General features: G+C 60.6%; 14 protein-coding genes. 7 read left to right on the forward strand and 7 right to left on the reverse strand.

Translation table 11 applies throughout. From position 1 onward, the window contains the following. The 5 genes from accC to ACINK1_RS03290 form a co-directional block, all read right to left on the reverse strand. Positions 1-1359 carry an acetyl-CoA carboxylase biotin carboxylase subunit gene (accC, locus tag ACINK1_RS03270; protein ID WP_376802436.1) on the reverse strand — a complete coding sequence of 453 codons (1359 nt, stop codon included), beginning with the start codon at positions 1357-1359 and terminating at the stop codon, positions 1-3. Positions 1360-1405: 46 nt separating this feature from the next. Then, on the reverse strand, positions 1406-1915 hold the full coding sequence (gene accB / locus ACINK1_RS03275; RefSeq protein ID WP_376802437.1) for an acetyl-CoA carboxylase biotin carboxyl carrier protein: 510 nt from the start codon (positions 1913-1915) through the stop codon (positions 1406-1408). Positions 1916-1937: 22 nt separating this feature from the next. After that, positions 1938-2390 (reverse strand): type II 3-dehydroquinate dehydratase, encoded by a 453-nt coding sequence (gene aroQ, locus ACINK1_RS03280; RefSeq protein WP_376802438.1) that lies wholly within the window; start codon positions 2388-2390, stop codon positions 1938-1940. Between the two features lie 88 nt (positions 2391-2478). After that, entirely contained in the window at positions 2479-3228 is a 750-nt protein-coding gene (locus tag ACINK1_RS03285) for a DsbA family protein (RefSeq protein WP_376802439.1), read from the reverse strand. Positions 3229-3255: 27 nt separating this feature from the next. Continuing rightward, the gene (locus ACINK1_RS03290) at positions 3256-4680 is read right to left on the reverse strand and encodes a M48 family metalloprotease (protein ID WP_376802440.1); all 1425 of its coding nucleotides are present in this window, start codon (positions 4678-4680) and stop codon (positions 3256-3258) included. 147 nt (positions 4681-4827) lie between these two features. Here ACINK1_RS03290 and ACINK1_RS03295 point away from each other — a divergent pair, with 147 nt between their 5' ends. Then, on the forward strand, positions 4828-6015 hold the full coding sequence (locus ACINK1_RS03295; RefSeq protein ID WP_376802441.1) for a pyridoxal phosphate-dependent aminotransferase: 1188 nt from the start codon (positions 4828-4830) through the stop codon (positions 6013-6015). Positions 6016-6025: 10 nt separating this feature from the next. Then, positions 6026-6664 carry an FMN-binding negative transcriptional regulator gene (locus tag ACINK1_RS03300; RefSeq protein ID WP_376802442.1) on the forward strand — a complete coding sequence of 213 codons (639 nt, stop codon included), beginning with the start codon at positions 6026-6028 and terminating at the stop codon, positions 6662-6664. Positions 6665-6705: 41 nt separating this feature from the next. On the opposite strand, the gene ACINK1_RS03305 is transcribed toward ACINK1_RS03300, so the two are convergent. Further along, positions 6706-9327: a ribonuclease E/G gene (locus ACINK1_RS03305; RefSeq protein WP_376802443.1), complete on the reverse strand. Its 2622-nt coding sequence runs from the start codon at positions 9325-9327 to the stop codon at positions 6706-6708. A gap of 1018 nt (positions 9328-10345) precedes the next feature. Here ACINK1_RS03305 and ACINK1_RS03310 point away from each other — a divergent pair. The 3 genes from ACINK1_RS03310 to prfB all read left to right on the forward strand — a co-directional run bounded on the left by ACINK1_RS03310 (position 10346) and on the right by prfB (position 15247). After that, a complete protein-coding gene (locus ACINK1_RS03310) occupies positions 10346-11428 on the forward strand; it encodes an N-acetylmuramoyl-L-alanine amidase (RefSeq protein WP_376802444.1) in 1083 nt (360 codons plus the stop codon). 178 nt (positions 11429-11606) lie between these two features. After that, positions 11607-14039, forward strand: coding sequence for a penicillin-binding protein 1A (locus ACINK1_RS03315; RefSeq protein WP_376802445.1), 2433 nt, complete (start codon positions 11607-11609; stop codon positions 14037-14039). Between the two features lie 76 nt (positions 14040-14115). Further along, a protein-coding gene (prfB, locus tag ACINK1_RS03320) for a peptide chain release factor 2 (RefSeq protein ID WP_376802446.1) occupies positions 14116-15247 on the forward strand; the annotation gives its coding sequence in 2 pieces (ribosomal slippage) (positions 14116-14184 and positions 14186-15247; 1131 coding nt in all). 6 nt (positions 15248-15253) lie between these two features. On the opposite strand, the gene ACINK1_RS03325 is transcribed toward prfB, so the two are convergent. After that, a complete protein-coding gene (locus tag ACINK1_RS03325; RefSeq protein ID WP_376802447.1) occupies positions 15254-16483 on the reverse strand; it encodes a M23 family metallopeptidase in 1230 nt (409 codons plus the stop codon). Between the two features lie 97 nt (positions 16484-16580). Here ACINK1_RS03325 and ACINK1_RS03330 point away from each other — a divergent pair, with 97 nt between their 5' ends. Continuing rightward, entirely contained in the window at positions 16581-17297 is a 717-nt protein-coding gene (locus tag ACINK1_RS03330; protein WP_376802448.1) for an alpha/beta hydrolase, read from the forward strand. A 32-nt stretch (positions 17298-17329) separates the two neighbouring features. Continuing rightward, positions 17330-18502, forward strand: coding sequence for an isovaleryl-CoA dehydrogenase (locus ACINK1_RS03335; RefSeq protein ID WP_376802449.1), 1173 nt, complete (start codon positions 17330-17332; stop codon positions 18500-18502). The last annotated feature ends 38 nt before the right edge of the window (positions 18503-18540 follow it).

Raw genomic sequence — 18540 nt, forward strand, 5'->3', positions numbered from 1 at the left:
TCACTCGTGTGATGGCGCGGTGCCATCCTTCAGATGCTTTTCCAGCCAGTGAATATCGTAATTGCCGGCGCGGATATCCTTGTTGCGAACCAGATCGCGGAAAAGCGGAAGCGTGGTGTCGATGCCATCGACGACAAATTCATCAAGGGCGCGCTGAAGGCGATTGAGACATTCGTGGCGGTCGCGCCCCGCGACGATCAGCTTGGCAGCCAGGCTGTCGTAATAGGGCGGGATAACGTAGCCCTGATAGGCAGCTGAATCGACGCGCACTCCCAGGCCGCCCGGCGGGTGGAAATAGGTGATGCGCCCGGGAGAGGGGCGAAAGCTGTGCGGATGCTCGGCGTTGACGCGGCACTCGATCGCATGGCCGCTCCAGGTCACGTCGCTCTGGGTCACCGACAGGCGACCGGTTGCCGCAATCAACAATTGCTCGCGGACGAGATCCATACCCGTTACCATTTCGGTCACCGGATGCTCGACCTGCAGGCGCGTATTCATTTCAATGAAGTAGAATTCGCCATTCTCGTAAAGAAACTCGATGGTGCCGGCACCACGATAGCCAAGCTTCTGCATGGCGCCGGCGACAACGCCGCCGATTTTCGCCCGCTGTTCGGGAAGCAGGGCCGGCGAGCCGGCTTCCTCCCAGACTTTCTGGTGGCGGCGCTGCAGCGAGCAGTCGCGTTCGCCCAGATGGATGGCGCCGCCCTGGCCATCGCCCAGCACTTGCAGCTCAATGTGGCGCGGCTTGCCGAGATATTTTTCCATATAGACCGAGTCATTGCCAAATGCAGCGCCCGCCTCGGCCCGTGCGGTGGCAAGGGCGTGGGGCAACTCCTCAGCCGTGTGCGCCACCTTCATGCCGCGCCCGCCGCCGCCGGCGGTTGCCTTGATCAGCACCGGATAGCCGATGTCGCTGGCTAGGGAGGCTGCCTCGTCCTCATTCTCGACCGCACCTTCGGAGCCGGGAACAACCGGAATACCCAATTGCCGGGCGGTGCGCTTGGCCTCGATTTTGTCGCCCATGATGCGGATATGATCAGAGGTCGGGCCGATAAAGGTGATGCGGTGCGATTCAAGGATTTGCGCGAACCGGGCATTCTCCGACAAAAACCCGTAGCCGGGGTGGAGCGCGTCCGCGCCGGTGATTTCACAGGCAGCGAGAATGGCGGGGATGTTCAGGTAGCTGTCGCGCGCAGCCGGCGGGCCGATACAGACGCTCTCATCGGCAAGGCGCACATGCATGGCGTCGGCGTCTGCGGTCGAGTGAACCGCAACGGTGGCGATATCGAGTTCCTTGCAGGCGCGCAGAACCCTCAGCGCGATCTCGCCTCGATTGGCGATCAGGACTTTCTGAAACATCACACCTGCCCCCGTGGCGCGTTCAATTGGCGCGTTGTCCGATGGCTCACTCGAGCACCAGCAGGGCTTCACCATACTCAACCGGATGCCCGGCCTCGACGAGAATGGCCGTCACGGTTCCATCGCGCGGCGCCGGAATTTCGTTAAACGTCTTCATCGCTTCGATGATGAGGAGCGTCTGGCCGCGTCGGACTTTGGCACCGACGGTGATAAAGGCCGGCTTGTCGGGCGCCGGGGACAGGTATACGGTCCCGACCATGGGTGAGGTCACCGTGCCCTCGCTGGGCGTTGGCTTGACGGCTGGCGAGATGGTGAGCGGGGGGAGGGCAGTCGCCGCCGGGCCTGGGTGGGCAGGCGGCGGCACCGCGACATGGGTCGAGACGTGAATTTCACGCGCTACACGGATGCGAAAATCCTTTCGCTCGATCTCGATCTCCGACAGGTCGGTTTCCTTGAGAATGTCAGCCAGGTCGCGGATCAACGCCGCATCGACCAACCCGCCGGATGCCTCTCGTGAGGCGGCCGACCTGGTGCCTGGTGTTTTTGTTTGAGTCATTGTTCAAGCTCCGTCAGGCGGCTCAGGGTTTGGCAGCAGCGATGGCTGCTACCAGCGCGCGCAGCGCCCATTCATAGCCACGCGCGCCGAAACCGCACATGACGCCCAGAGCCACGGGTGAAATATAGGAATGATGGCGGAACGCCTCGCGGGCAAACACATTCGACAGATGCAACTCGATCACCGGCAGGTCGCTGCCGCGGATAGCGTCGTGCAAGGCAATGGAGGTGTGCGTATAGGCACCAGGGTTCAAAACAATGCCCGCCGCCTTGCCGCGCGCCTCCTGGATCCAGTCGACAAGCATGCCTTCGTGGTTCGACTGGCGGAAGTCGATGGCAAAGCCAAGCTCATCGCCGATGCGCCGCGCGCCAGCCTCGATGTCGGCAAGCGTTTCGTGGCCATAGATCTGTGGCTCGCGCAGACCCAGCATGTTGAGGTTGGGTCCGTTCAGGACAAAAATAGTTTTTAAGCTCATGCCTTAACCTTTACACCGGCCGACGCTGGCGGTTTATAGGAGGGGTGAGCGTCAAGGGGAAGGGCCAAGTAACGCCTGGTCAATATGCTCAGCAACTCGACTTACCGCATTTGCGAACCGCCTGAATCTTCTGGCGCAGGGCGGCTATTCCCACCGCGCCGACGATCACCTCATTGCCGATCACATACGTCGGCGTACCGTTGAGGTTCAGGTTATCAGCCAGGCGCAATGAGTCTTCGATGACGTCTTGCGAGGGTTTTTGCGTCATGCCCGCTTCCAGGCTTTTTGTATCAAAGCCGAGACTTTGAGCAACTGAAAGCGCAACCTTCTTGTCGACGGGGTTCTTCTCACCCAGCAATTTCGTATGAAATTCATGGAAGCGCGGATTGTTGATGAGCTGCGCCGAGATTTGCGCTGCTTCAACCGACCCACGTCCAAGAACGGGAAACTCCTTCAAGACGAGGCGGAGGCCCGGGTCCGCACGCAGCAGATTTTCAACATCACCAAGCGAGCGTTTGCAATAGCCGCAATTATAATCAAAAAACTCGACGATCGTGACGTCACCGTTGGGATTACCAAGGACGGCGCTACGTGTGCCTGAAAACAGATCCGTTGCATGTTTCGCAACGGCTTCGGACCGCACTTTTTCTTCCTGTTCACGCTCGTGGCGGTCCATCGCCACCAGAGCCTCGCGCAGAACCTGCGGATTTTTCAAAAGATAATCGCGGATCAGCGATTCAAAAGCCTGCTTCTGTGCAGGATCGAATTTGGTGTCCTGCGCGATGGCAGGCGACAGGAAACAGCCAAGAACGGCAAGAAACAGCCAAGTCATCCGCATTGTGTCAGTCCTTTCAAGCCATTCGGCTTATTGATCCTCGCGTGGGGGAGGGCGAAAATTGACAATATCATCCGCACGGATCCACCCCGGCGAGCCGCGCGGCAGCAAAGCCTGGGCGCGGACAGCTGAGCGTTTGGCGAGGGGGTAGGCGCCGACGACGAAATAACCCTGGGCGGTGGCGAGAGAGGCCTTGCCATCCTCGCCCTTGCGACCATAGGCAATGCCAAGGAAACGATACGTCTCTGCGGTTTCCGGTTCCTGAACAACGGCTCGCTCAAGTTCGCGTATCGCTTCATCAAGCATGGTTTTGTCTTCGGTTGCGACCATGGCACGACCCAGCGCCGAGCGAATGAGCGCGTTGCCGCCGGATAGTTGCAGCGCCTTGCGGTACGAGGGCAGTGATTCACGCGGACGCCCGCGCTCAAGATAGGCCTGGGCTTTAAGTTCCTGAAAATACGGATTATTTGGCTGGGCGGCGATTAATTCGTCCATGATAGGTAGAGCCGCGTTGAGATTGCCGGCGCGGTAAGTGGCGATAGCGCGGGCATATTTTCCAGCCAGCGAATTATCGGACAAGGGATAACGACGCAGCACGAGGTCGCCACGCTCGATGAAGCCGGCGACCTTGGCGCGCATCAGGTCGTGGCGCAGTTGCAGGGCCGGCGGATCGCGGCGGTCACGATACGGGCTTTTTTCCACCTCGTTGCGTAAACCAACGACCCGCTCGCGCGGCAGAGGATGCGATTGCAGATAGGGGTCGATGAAACGGCTGATCCCTGAAATCTGGTCGGAAAAACGCTCAAACGTCACCAGCATGCCGTTAGGGCTCTGCTGGGTTGCGTTGAGGTAGGTGACGGCGGCGCGGTCGGCGGCCTGTTCTTCGGTGCGCTGATAGGCAAGCAAAGTGCGCTGGCCAATCGAAGCGGATCCGAGCAACACGCCGGTGGCGGCCCCGCCCAGCTCTCCCTGACCACCTCTCGTCAGCGCCGCGCCGGCAACGGCCGCCGCCCCCAATATCAGGGCGATGATGCTGTTGGTCGAGGCGCGGGCCAACTCCTGGCGGATGCGCGCCAGATGCCCGCCTGCAATATGGCCGGTTTCATGGGCGAGCACGCCGATGACTTCATTGGGGGTCTTGGCATCAAGGAGGGCACCGGTCGTAATGAAAATACGCTGCCCGTCGATGACGAAGGCGTTGAACGTGCGATCATTGACCAGTGCGATGGAGATATCGCGCTGCGCACTGATGCCGGCGGCGCGAAGAATGGGGCGCACATATTCGCGCAGCAATTGTTCGATCTCGGCGTCGCGCACCAGAATGATCTGTTGGCCCCCATCGCCACCGCTTTGCGCGCGTACAGGCCGGCCCGCCGGCACCATCAGCGCGATCACCGTCAGCGTCACGATGATCAAGCGCGACAGCCGCCTGAAGTCTGGTTTATGGCTTGCCATGAACGGGTACAGTTCCTGTAATTGCCGGCGGACGGTAGGCAGGGGAGCGACAATGGTCAACCAAGGCGCCCTTGCAGGACGCCCTTGCCAGGCGCTCCAGCTTTGCTACCAAGCGGCGAGCACTTCATTCACAATCATGGCGAGGCGATGGCAAAAGGTGATCAAACGGGCGAAATGAAGCGCCGGCAACCCTCCCGGCGCAGTCAGATTCCGCCGTTTATCGTCATGGACGTGATGCGCGCCGCCGCCACGCGTATCGCCAGTGGTCACGATGTCGTGCATATGGAAGTGGGTGAGCCGGGCACGCCTGCGCCGCAAGCGGCCATCGCCGCTGCCGAACGGGCGCTGCGCGCCGGGCCTATCGGCTATACCCAGGCGCTTGGCATGGACGCATTGCGCCAGCGGATCGCCCGCCATTATCGCGACAGGCATGGGCTTGATGTCGATCCGGGGCGCGTCATCGTTACGCAAGGCTCGTCGGCAGCCTTCATTCTGGCGTTTCTGGCGGCCTTCAACCCGGGCGAGCGGCTGGCTGTGCCAACACCCGGCTATCCCGCCTACCGCCATACGACGGCAGCGCTTGATATCGAGCCGGTCATTATCGAAACGAAAGCAACGGAGCGCTGGGCGCCGACACCGGCGGCGGTGAGGGCCGCCCATCAGGAAAAATCACTTGCGGGGCTCCTCGTCGCCAGTCCCAATAATCCGACAGGGACCGTGATTTCCCGCGATGATCTCACAACGCTTGCCGCTTGCTGTCGTGATCTCGGGATATGGCTCATTTCGGATGAAATCTATCATGGCCTCACTTATGGCGCGCCTGAGACAACGGCGCTGGCGGTCGACGATGACGCGATCATCGTCAATTCGTTCTCGAAATACTGGTGCATGACGGGATGGCGGGTCGGCTGGCTGATCGTGCCGGAGCGCCTTGTGCGGCCGATTGAATGTCTGGCGCAAAACCTTTTCATTTCACCCTCGCTGCTGAGCCAGGTGGCGGCGCTTGCGGCGTTTGAGGCTGATGAGGAGCTGGAAGCCTACAAGCGGGCCTACGCGCGGAACCGCGCCATCTTGATGAGCGAGCTTCCGGCGCTGGGCTTTCGCGAGGTGCTGCCGATGGATGGCGCCTTCTATGCCTATTGCAGCGTCGAGCCCTTTTCCAATGAGTCAAAGGCGTTCGCGGCAAAGCTTTTAGCCGAAACCGGCATCGCCGCCACGCCGGGGCTTGATTTTGATCCCGCTCATGGTCACCGCTATATTCGTTTTTCCTACGCCGGTCCCGAAGCGACCATTGTCGAATGCGTACGCCGGCTCAAGGGTTGGCTGCCGCGCTGACCGGAGTTCAATGATGTATGTGCCGCCGCAATTTGTTATCGATGATGACGAATGTTTCAGCCTCATCGACCGGTTTCCGTTAGGGGCTCTGGTTACTCAAGGGGCGGATGGCTTTGTGGCGAGCCATATTCCGTTCGTTCTTCATCGCGGCGCGGGAAACAAGGGTCTGTTGCGCGGGCATGTCGCACGAGCCAACGCGCAGGGGCGCGAGGGGATCGATGGCAGCTCGGCGCTGGTTATTTTCCAGCCGGCCAGCGCCTATGTGACGCCCAGCCTCTATCCCGCCAAACGCGATCACGGCAAAGTGGTGCCGACGTGGAATTATGTGGCGGTGCATGTCAGCGGTACGCTCACGTTTACGAGCGACGAGGCGTGGCTTGCCGCCCATCTCGATCATCTGACACGCCATATGGAAGCAGGGCGCGAGCCTGAATGGGCGGTGTCGGACGCGCCTGAGCCCTATATCACCCAGCTCAAGCGGGTCATCATCGGCGTTGAACTGACTATTTCCGCGATCACCGGCGCTGCCAAAGTCGTTCAGCACCGGTCAGAGGGTGATAAGCGCGCGGTCCATGACGATCTCATGAAAAGTGCGGATCGAGGAGACCGGTTGATGGCGGGCTATCTGGCGCGCGCCCTCAGGCCGTGAGGGGGACAACGGGCGGAAAGAATAATTCCCGCCCGGTCATCTCAGCTCTTGCGCGACCACCAGCCGCGACGGCGCGGAGCCGTTGGCTCGCTGGCAATCGGCTGCGGTTCCTCGACAATTTCAGCCAGGTCAGGAATGCGGGGCATGGGCGCCACCGCGTCTTCGACCGCAGCCGCATCACGTGGTGGCTCAGCCGCAGGCGCTTCAGCAGCAGGCGCTTCAGATCTCAGCGGTATCGCGAGCGTTTCAGCCGGCGCTTCGGCGCTTGTGTCGATCAACTCTGCCTTGACGTCGCCATGACCGGCGAAGTCTTCTTCGTGGGCTGCGCTATCGGGCGTGGGGGGCTCTGACGCATCGGCCAGCAGCGCGTTGGGCGCTTCCTCGCCGGGTTGCAGCCAGGTCACCGGCTCAAGACGCTTTTCACGCTCGAAACCTTCGCCATTTTCGCCATTGCGACGCATGCGGCGGCCGCCGCGCCGACCACGCCGGCGTTTGCGGTTGCGATCCTCATCCTTGTCGCCGGTGGCATTTTCTTCACTGTTGCCGTCGTCTTCCTCGTCCTCGCTGTCGCCATCAGCCGGCGCAACGAGCGCAACGGCGCTGGTTTGTTCGGTGCGCTCCTTGTCGGGACCGCGACGGCGGCGGCGGCGGCGGCGTTTGCTGGCCTCGCCATCCCCTTCGTGGCTTTCTTCAACCTCGGCGCCCGGCGCGTCAGCGAGGATTTCCTCGTCCTCCGTCACTTCGTCCATTTCGACAGAATCGACCTGGATCGTCGGACGTGGCCGGGGCGTCTTGTTGGACAAGCCTGCCTTGTCGATCAGATAGTTGGTGCCGCTTGGCAGGTGGTCCTCGACATCGACGGTCAAGGTGACACCAAAGCGATCCTCAAGGGCTGACAGGTTGGCGCGCTTGGTGTTGAGCACATAAAGCGCCACACGACCGGGCACGCGCAGAACAAGGTCGTGACGCGGGTCACGGATCAGGGCCTCCTCGATGACGCGCAGGATCTGCAGAGCGGCAGATGATGGCGAGCGCGTCAGTCCGCTGCCGGCGCAGACGGGACATTGCTCCATGGTCGATTCGAGGACCGAGGTGCGGATGCGCTGGCGCGACATTTCGAGAAGCCCGAAATGGGAAATGCGCCCGACCTGAATGCGGGCGCGGTCGCGCTTCAAATGGTCTTTCAGGCGGCGCTCGACCGACCGGTTGTTGCGCCCCTCATCCATGTCGATGAAGTCGATGACGATCAGGCCGGCAAGATCGCGCAGACGAAGCTGGCGGGCGATCTCCTCGGCGGCTTCGAGATTGGTCTTGACGGCAGTGTCTTCGATGTTGTGCTCACGCGTCGAGCGACCGGAATTGACGTCGATGGAGACCAGCGCTTCTGTCTGGTTGATGACAATATAGCCGCCTGATGGCAGCCGCACCTGCGACTGCATCATCTGCTCCAGCTGGCTTTCAATGCCAAGGCGCGTGAAGACGGGCACCTCATCGCGGTAAGCCTTCACGTTCTTGGCATGGCTCGGCATGAGCATGCGCATGAAGTCCTTGGCCTCGCGATAGGCGGCATCGCCGCTGACAGTCACCTCGTCGATGTCCTTGTCGTAGAGATCGCGGATCGAGCGTTTGACCAGCGAGCCTTCCTCGTAGACGAGCGCGGGTGCTTCCGACTTCAGCGTCAATTCAGCGACGTTTTCCCACAAACGCATGAGATATTCATAATCGCGCTTGATTTCCGGCTTGGTGCGGCTCGCGCCCGCCGTGCGCAGAATGATCCCCATGCCGTCCGGCACGTCGAGATCGTGAACGAGGTCCTTGAGGCGGCGGCGATCAAGCGGGTTGGTGATTTTGCGCGAGATACCACCGCCGCGCGCCGTGTTCGGCATCAGAACCGAATAGCGGCCGGCAAGTGACAGGTAGGTGGTGAGGGCTGCGCCCTTGTTGCCGCGTTCTTCCTTGACCACCTGCACGAGAAGCACCTGGCGGCGCTTGATGACCTCCTGGATCTTGTAGCGGCGTGACGGCAGCCGGCGCGGGCGCTCCTGCGCTTCCTCCAGCGCATCCGCACCACCGACCGCCTCGACGATCTCCTGGTCGTGATGATGTGGCAGCTCCTCGACATTCGCACCACCACCCGGTGATTCGTCATTCAGCTCCGCTGGCTCCGCACCGGCAACCGGCGCATCATCGTCGTTGGACGTCGCGATTTGCGGTGCAATATCGGGATGAATACCATCGCTGTCATGATGCTCGTCCGAGTGCGGATGATCGCCATGGTCGATCTCTTCGCTCAACCGATCGTCGTGGTCTGCGGTTTCAACCGGCATACGCGCTGGCGCGTCACCGTCATCATCATCATGGTCTTCGGCAGCGGCTGCCTCGGCTTCTTCGGCCAGCAATTCCTGACGGTCGGCTACCGGGATCTGGTAATAGTCAGGATGGATTTCCGAGAAAGCGAGAAAGCCATGACGATTCCCGCCATAATCAACGAAGGCCGCCTGCAAGGAGGGCTCGACGCGAGTAACCTTGGCTAGATAGATATTGCCGCGCAGCTGCTTCCTGGACGCGCTCTCGAAATCGAATTCCTCGACGCGATGTCCGCGCAGGACGACGACGCGCGTCTCCTCGTCGTGGGTCGCATCAATGAGCATTTTGTTAGCCATGTAAAAAACCTTTCGGCCGTCAGCAGGGCAACCCGCAAGGGCGCTGCGACGACGATATGATTGTTGAGGATGGAAAGGGTACGAAAAGCGATCGGGAAAAGAATCGAGCCAAGAGTTGTCGAGCGCAGCGCCTGGTTTTCAGGCATCCAAACGAAACGATATTCGTCCACACGCGCCCAGGGACGCGTCTGTTCGGGGCTCATCGCGAGGTGGCCAAAGGCGGCAACCATACGCCAACTCCAGATCGGGCCAGCGCCTTTACACAAGGCGCAGTGTCAGTTGGCTCGGGAACGTCACAACGTGAAAGCGCCTGGAAAAGTGCTGGTCCGTGCCGTTTCAAACGGTCAAGACAAGCGCAAGCCGACACTTCATCGTCGAGCGGCGCAGCAATCCGATTCGGGCAAGCCCGGCGAATGTGGCTGGAAATTATCCTCGATCAAGCAGGGCCCGCCCAATGAATAAAAAGGCGGGCTTCAGTCTGGTCACGTCAGCTTCGATCAAGAACAGCCACAGTGCGCGCCATGCGAAAGGCGCTGACAACCGGGCACGTCCCGACAATTCACCGGCTCGCACGCAACGGACGATTCCGCCGATCCGTGAGCCAATATCTGTTTAATCGTCAAAGTTGGCATTTGGCAAGGGCAGTACGCAGACATCCCAGTACAGGCAAGTCGGCGGCTCGCCGCAATGTCGCGGTTTTGATGGGTCAAATAAGCGCCCGCTTGACAAAGGCGCATCAAGACATCGTTAACCATAAAACCGCAGGGTGGAATCGACCCGCAGCACATTGGCAGGAACCGCATTGCCGATCACGGCATCTCAGCGCAGGGAAAAGAAGTGTCGCACGGCAAGCGCCGCGCGTGGGATCACGGCTGCCGTCTTTATCCTGCTTGCCTCGTTTTCGCCCGTGTCGGCGCAGACGCCGGCAGCAGACGGCCGGCTAAATTCCGTCCCATCCGCTTTGCCAGTCGCAAGTGAGGCGCGGTTGATTGGTGATCAGCGGCGTACCCGGTTCGTCATGGACATCGACCGGCGGCTTGATATTGCGGTGTCGCTGCTGGCTGAACCCTCGCGCGTGGTTGTTGATCTGCCCGAAACGTTTTTCAAAGTGTCGCCGGACAGTGGACGGGAGGGGCGTGGGCTCGTGAGCGGCTTTCGCTTCGGCCAGGTGGCAAGCGGCAAGTCGCGGATCGTACTTGATGCCAGCAGCCCGGTTCTGATCGACAGGGCATTTGTACTCGATCCGCTGGACGGAGCGCCGGCGCGACTGGTGGTTGATCTCGTGAAGACGGGTCAAGACGAATTTCTGCGGGCGGTCAGGCGGAGTGCTGCGACAAAAATTTCCGACGTCAAAGATAGAGGGCGTGCGGGTGAGCGCGGTGGCGCGACGCGTGCCGAGCGGCCTCTGGTTGTCCTTGATCCGGGCCATGGCGGTGTAGATACGGGGGCTGTGGGGCAGGACACGACGCCGGAAAAAGTGATCACCCTGGAGATGGCGAAAGCCCTGAAGGCCGCGCTCGAGGCCAGCGGACAGGTGCGGGTGATTCTCACAAGAGAGGGCGACAGCTTTATCTCCCTGCCTGATCGAGTGCGTTTTGCGCGCGAACGACAGGCAGCTCTTTTCCTGTCGATTCACGCCGATTCATCAGCAAAACCGGCGCAAGCCTTGTCAGGAGCATCAGTTTACACGCTTTCAGAGACAGCCTCTGATGAAGAGGCTGCGGCCTATGCCGAGCGCGAAAACAAGGCTGACCAGATCGCCGGTGTCGATCTTCCGCCCGATACCAGCGATGTTGCCGATATCCTGTTTGATCTGATGCATCGTGAGACCAAGAATTTTTCCGTGCATTTCGCTCGCCAACTGGTCAGTGAACTGAAACAGAGTGTGCGTCTGGTCAAAAATCCGCACCGTTTCGCCGGATTTCGTGTTTTGCGCGCGCCCGATGTTCCCTCCGCCCTGCTGGAGCTTGGATATCTGACCAACAAGGATGACACCAGGCTCCTCAACTCTCAGGAATGGCGGGAGAAGACGGCGCTGCGTCTGACAAAAGCGATCATATCGTTTGTGTCGGTTACCGTGGGGCGGAGTCAGGCACCATGACTATCGGCACAGCAGATCACAAATTCTCCATGAACTTGTCACATAGGAGACGAATGACTAGGAAACTGCTGGTTGGTGGTGACTACGGCAGTCTGGTATCAACAGACACTTTTTTCGCTCGTCCGTCGTCATTGACACCCCGCACAGCCGCGGTGCCCCCTTCAATCAGGTTGCGAACATGATCTTCCGCTTTTTTGGCCTTCTGTTTGCAGCCGGCACGCTTATCTTCATTGCTGCTGTTGCCGCCGCGTTCGGCGTCATCTGGTATTACAGTCGCGACCTGCCGGATTTTACCGCGCTTGAGAAATATGAACCGGCGGTGTTGAGCCGTATCCACGCCGCCGATGGATCGCTGCTTGGCGAATTTCAGCGCGAGAGACGGCTTTATATACCGATCCAGTCGGTGCCGCGCCTGGTGATCAACGCCTTTGTCGCGGCGGAAGACAAGAATTTCTTCACCCATCCGGGCGTCGACCATGAAGGTCTGATCCGCGCGGTGGTCAATAATCTGCGCAATTTCGGCCAGCGGCGTCCCGAAGGCGCGTCAACCATCACCCAGCAGGTTGCCAAGAACTTCCTGTTGACCAATGAGGCTTCGCTGGAGCGCAAGATCAAGGAGGCTCTGGTCGCGCTGCGCATGGAAACCGTTTTTTCCAAAGAGCGTATTCTTGAATTGTATCTGAATGAGATTTTCCTCGGGTTGCGCGCGTATGGCATTGCTTCTGCAGCGCTGCAATATTTTGACAAATCGGTTGATGAATTGACGCTTCCCGAGGCGGCTTATCTGGCGGCCCTGCCCAAGGGACCATCCAATTATGATCCATTCCGCAACCGTGAAGCGGCCACCAACCGGCGCAATTATGTGCTCGATCGCATGTTCGAGGATGGGTACATCACCCGTGAACAGCAGCGACAGGCGCGCGGCATGCCGCTTGATATCGCTCAGAAGAGTTCACGTACGGCGACCTTTGCGGCGGAATATTTCACCGAAGAGGTGCGCCGGCAGCTGGTTGATATCTATGGCGAGCAGAAGGTCTATGAAGGCGGGCTTTCGGTGCGCGCGACGCTCGATCCCAAATTGCAGGGCTATCTGCGCAAATCACTCGTCGACGCGCTGGTGAAATTTGACGAACAGCGCGGTTGGCGCGGACCGGTGACCCATCTCAACCTGCCGGACGGCGAATGGGGGAAGCTGGTGTCGAGCGTGACGCCTTATGGTGACGTTGCGCCGTGGCGTCTGGCGATTGTCCTTGATACGCAACCTCAGGGGGTGCGGGTTGGCCTGCAGCCCAATCGTCTGCGCGGGGGTGAAGTTGTCGCCGAGCGCACGGTTGGTTTCATTCCGCCCAATCTGATGGCGTGGGCAAAGCGTTCGGCGCGTGGCCAGGATGTCCTGAAGCCTGGTGATGTCGTCTATGTGGAGCCGGCAGCGCAGCCCGGCAATTTCTATCTCCGGCAGGTGCCCGAGGTCAGCGGCGCAGCCGTTGCCATGGACCCCTATACGGGTCGCGTGCTGGCCATGGTCGGCGGTTTTTCCTTCTCGGAATCGGTGTTCAACCGGGCAACGCAGGCCTATCGTCAGCCCGGTTCCTCATTCAAGCCCTTCGTCTACAGCGCTGCACTCGACAATGGCTATACGCCCGCTTCCGTTGTTCTCGATTCACCCTTCGAGATCGATCAGGGCGCTGGGCAAGGTCTCTGGCGGCCAGAAAACTACGACGGAAAATTCTATGGCCCGTCGACGTTGCGCCTTGGCATTGAAAAGTCGCGCAATGTGATGACCGTGAAACTTGCGCAGGACATGGGCATGCCGCTGGTGGCTGAATATGCCCGGCGCTTTGGCATTTATGACGACATGCCGCAGGTGCTTGCCATGTCATTGGGCGCAGGCGAGACCTCCGTCTTCAAGATGACGGCGGGCTATTCGATCATTGCCAATGGCGGTCGCAAGATCAAGCCGACGCTGATCGACCGCATCCAGGATCGCTACGGCAAGACGATCTATCGCCATGACGAGCGCCAGTGCCAGGGGTGCAATGTCGACAAATATGCGGGCCAGGCGCCGCCTGACCTCGTCGACAAGCGCGAGCAGGTCATCGACCCGCAGACCGCCTACCAGATCACGTCAATGATGGAAGGGGTCGTTCAGCGCGGTACGGCAACGGTCATCCGTGAGGTTGGCAAGCCGCTTGCCGGCAAGACGGGCACGACCAATGATTACAAGGATGCGTGGTTTGTCGGTTTCTCGCCGAGCCTGTCGATGGGGGTCTATATCGGCTATGACAAGCCGCGACCAATGGGATCAGCCGCAACGGGCGGCGTGTTGTCAGCACCCGTCTTCCGCGATTTCATGAAGCAGGCGCTGGCCGACAAGCCGGCCGTGCCGTTCCGCGTGCCGCCGGGCATCTATTTCGCCCGTATCGATGCACGCACAGGCTTACGCACTTCGGCGCCTGCGGGGTCGGGTGTCATTCTCGAAGCCTTCAAGCAGGGCCAGCAGCCGCCAGACTCGCTTTCCATCATCGGCTATTCCGATGCTTTTGGAAACAAGCGCACCGTCAGCCCTGAGGCCGACCGGGCGGTGGGGTCGGGAACCGGCGGGCTTTATTGATGGCGGCTCTCATGCTGCGTTGACAAACGAGGTGTGAGCCGGCACTGGCGTAAGACGAAACGTCAGGAACACCGACATGCGCGCTGAAGCCCAGAATCTCTTTGACGACATCAAGCAGGCGCTTACCCTGCTGAGGAGGCATCTTTGACTGGGATGCGTCGCAGAAACGGCTGAGTGAGCTTAACATGCTCGCTGAAGACCCCGGTTTCTGGAATGATCCGCGTAAAGCACAAAAACTGATGCGCGAGCGCCAGCAGCTTGAAGTCGGGCTTTCGTCGCAAACCAAATTCGAAACGGACCTTTCCGATACCGCAGAGCTGATCGAGCTTGGCGAGGGGGAAGGCGATGAGGAAATGGTGGCTGAGGCCACGGATGCCTTGAAAGCCCTGCAAAAAGCCGTCGAGCAGCGCCGCGTCGAGGCGATGTTCTCAGGCGAGGCTGACCCCAATGATGCCTATGTCGAGTTCCACCCCGGCGCTGGCGGCACTGAAAGCCAGGACTGGGCGGAAATGCTGCTGCGCATGTATACGCGCTGGGGCGAGCGGCACCGCTTCAAGGTCGAACTGCTGGAAGCATCCGATGGCGAGGGCGCGGGTATCAAATCGGCGACCCTGCTGGTCAAGGGTGACAATGCCTATGGCTGGCTGAAGACGGAAGCGGGCGTGCACCGCCTGGTGCGCATCTCGCCGTTTGACGCCAATGCACGGCGCCAGACCTCGTTCGTGTCGGTTGATGTCTATCCGGTGGTGGATGACACGATCGACATCGAGGTGAAGGAATCGGATTGCCGGGTCGACACCTATCGCGCATCGGGCGCGGGCGGGCAGAAGGTCAATAAAACCGATTCGGCGGTGCGCATCACCCATATGCCGTCAGGCGTGGTGGTTGCCTGCCAGTCGGAGCGCTCGCAGCATCAGAACCGCGCCACCGCGTGGACGATGCTGAAAGCCCGACTTTACGAGATCGAGCTGAAAAAACGTGAAGATGCGATGCTGGCCGAGCACAATGCAAAAACCGAAATCGGCTGGGGCCATCAGATCCGCTCCTATGTGCTGCAGCCCTATCAGATGGTGAAGGATCTGCGCACCGGCGTCGTTTCTAACTCGCCGCAGGACGTGCTCAATGGCGACCTTGATGCCTTTATCGAAGCCACGCTGTCGCAACGCGTATTTGGCGGGGCGCCGGTCAAGGTGGACGATGTCGACTGAGCGACGCTAAAGCTTCAGCTTGATACCGGCGCGCAGGAATTTGTCGGGGTTGACGGGCTCGTCATTGATCCGCGTCTCGTAATGAAGATGCGGACCGGTCGAGCGGCCTGTCGAGCCGACAAGGCCGATCACGGCACCCGGCACGATGGTGTCGCCTGCCTTGACGAGAATTTTCGACATATGGCCGTAGCGTGTGCTCACGCCCTGACCGTGGTCGATCTCGACCATCAGCCCATAGCCGCCATCGCGTCCCGCCGTCTCGACTTTACCGGCCGCGGTGGCGCGGATCGGCTCGCCTTGCTCGGCGCGAAAATCAAGACCGGCATGGAAGGCAAGGACGCCCAGAAACGGGTCCGAGCGGCTGCCGAATCCTGAGGACAGATCGAGGGCTCCAGCGACCGGCTTGCGCAGGGGAATGGTCCGCACAGCGCGTTGGAGCTGATTGACCACTTCAAATGAATTCTGCAGGTTCTCGGCGCGCCAGATAAAGGGATCGGAGGCCGTACCGTCGGCATAAAGCGGGATCAAGGGTCCACCGGCGGCCGAGGCGGCGACCGGGGGCCGTCTGATAAGGCGCTTGACGCCGTATTTTTCCGGGCTGAGGCCGAGTTCACTGATCGCTGATCGCAGGCGGGATTCGCTGTCCTGCAATTTGCTTTCTGTTTCTGAAAGCCAGCGGTCCTGCGTGATCGTCAGGCGTGCGAGCGTATATTCCACCTTGCCAAGTGCTGCTGAATAGTCAGCGGAATGGCGCATGGCGGTCTTGGCTGCGGGCGGAGTGATCGAGCCGGTCTTCAGTGTGTCGTCACCCTTGTCTCGGGGAAGAATTCCCGACTGGCGGGCTTTGTCCAGCATGTTTCCCAGGCTGTGCGTGCGCTGCTCGATCTGGCCTTGGCGGCGCAGAATATCGCTCATGCGCGTGGTCAGAGCGTCTTGATCAACCAGCTGGCGCGAACTGATGCGGTCAATCTGCAGCCGCATGGCGGCGATGCGGTCCTCGTAGGCGTGCTGGAGGCGCGTATTGCGGGCGACCATGCCAGCCAGGACGTCGTCACGAAACACGATGTAGGCGGTAGCGGCGCACAGCCAGAAGGTGACGCCGGCGCATAACAGAACCGCGAGTCCGATCATCCATTTGCGCAGGATGAAACTGTGAACCTCTTCGCCACGCGCGATTATGATGTACTGTGGCGGCTCGGCGGGTGGCCGTGAGCGGTCAGGTCGCTGATAACTCATGTTACCTTCATCAAAAATCACAAGACCTGGATGATGATGAACGGCTATGGTTAATATATCTGTAAGGTGTTGCACCCGGCTGGGAGGAGACGTCGAGATGATTGGTCGTTTGGTTGCAGTGGCGCTTCTGGGCGGCGTGGTTCTGGCGACGTCAAACGCGTCAGCGGGGCAGGTTGAAGTGATCGCGCTTGGCGGTTTCAACGGGCTCGCCCGCCTTGAGCGCAACGGCACGCCGCGCTCTGGCATCGTGCTGGTATCCGGAGGCGACGGGGTCATCGGCCTGTCGCAGGATGGCTCCATCCGCTATTCCGGCAACCAGCTGGTGCGCACGCAAGGGGCCTATGCCAGTGCCGGGCTGGCGGCCCTGGTCGTTGATCAGGGCGTGCCACTGGGCGCGGCGGTTGCGGCGTTGCGCCAGCGTGGTGTCAAGAAGGTGACGCTTGCCGGCACCAGCCGCGGCACGCTGCGGATCGCCGAGCAGATCGGGCGTTTGTCAGGGAGCGAGCGTCCTGATGCGGTCGTGTTCACTGCGGGCTTCTACGACCGGGAGGGCGGCAACGAAAACGTCCAGGAATTCATCGGCTCCCCCAATGTCCTGCCGCCGACCATGGTCGTCCATCATCGCAATGATGGCTGCAAGGTCACGCCGCCGGCAGGGGTCGCACAGTTTGGCAAATGGGCGGGTAGCAAGGCGCGCATCGTCTGGCTCAGCGGTGGAACATCGAAAGGAAATCCGTGCCAAGCCCAGTCCTATCATGGATTTCTCGGCCTGGACGGGCAGGTGGTCGCAACGGTCGCCGGGTTTGCCCGCTGACGCGGCGATGTGATTGACAGCAGAGGTGTGACATGATCGCCAACGTGGCGCGACCCTTCAATTTCGATCTGGGCGAGGACATTGACGCGCTGCGCGACAGCGTTGCGGCGTTTGCTGCTGAACAGATCGCGCCGCTTGCCGCGCGCATCGACAAGGATGACTGGTTTCCTCGTGAGCTGTGGCCGCAGATGGGCGCGCTTGGCCTGCATGGCATCACGGTCGAGGAGGAATGGGGCGGGTCAGGGCTTGGCTATCTTGCCCATTGTGTCGCCATGGAGGAAGTGTCGCGCGCGTCAGCCTCGATCGGGCTCAGCTATGGGGCGCATTCCAATTTGTGCGTGAACCAGATGCGCCGCTGGGGGAGTGACGAGCAGAAAAAGCGCTATCTGCCCAAGCTCATCAGCGGCGAGCATGTGGGGGCGCTTGCGATGTCGGAGCCAGGTGCCGGTTCGGACGTGGTGTCGATGCGGTTGAAAGCCGAAAGGCGCGGGGACCGCTATATTCTGAACGGCACCAAGATGTGGATCACCAATGGTCCCAGTGCGGAGGTGCTGATCATCTATGCCAAGACTGATCCGGCGGCCGGAGCACGGGGTATCTCGGCGTTCATCGTCGAGAAGGATTTCCCGGGTTTTTCAGTCGCCCAGAAGCTCGACAAGCTTGGCATGCGCGGCTCGGAAACGGGCGAACTTGTCTTCACCGATTGCGAAGTGCCGGAGGAGAACCTCATCGGCCCGCTTGGCAAGGGCGTCAATGTGCTGATGTCGGGGCTCGATTACGAGCGCACCGTCCTCGCCGCAGGGCCGATTGGCATCATGCAGGCGGCGATGGATGTCGTGCTGCCCTACATCCACGAGCGGCGTCAGTTTGATCAGCCTATCGGCAGCTTCCAGCTGGTGCAGGGCAAGATCGCCGACATGTATGTGGCGATGAACGCCACGCGTGCCTATGTCTATGCGGTCGCCAAAGCGTGTGATCGGGGCGAGACGACGCGCGAGGATGCGGCAGGCGCCATTCTGTATGCGGCGGAGAACGCCACCAAGGTGGCGCTTGATGCCATTCAGCTCCTCGGCGGCAATGGCTACATCAACGATTATGCCACGGGGCGTCTGCTGCGTGACGCCAAACTCTACGAGATCGGGGCTGGCACCAGCGAAATTCGCCGCATGCTGATCGGGCGCGAATTGTTCAGCAAGGGTGCATGAGCCTGTTTGTCTCACATTAAGACCACCGGCAACGGAGT

The sequence above is a fragment of the Raskinella chloraquaticus (SeqCode) genome, assembly GCF_021731865.1.
Lineage (GTDB): Bacteria > Pseudomonadota > Alphaproteobacteria > Rhizobiales > UBA4765 > Raskinella > Raskinella chloraquaticus.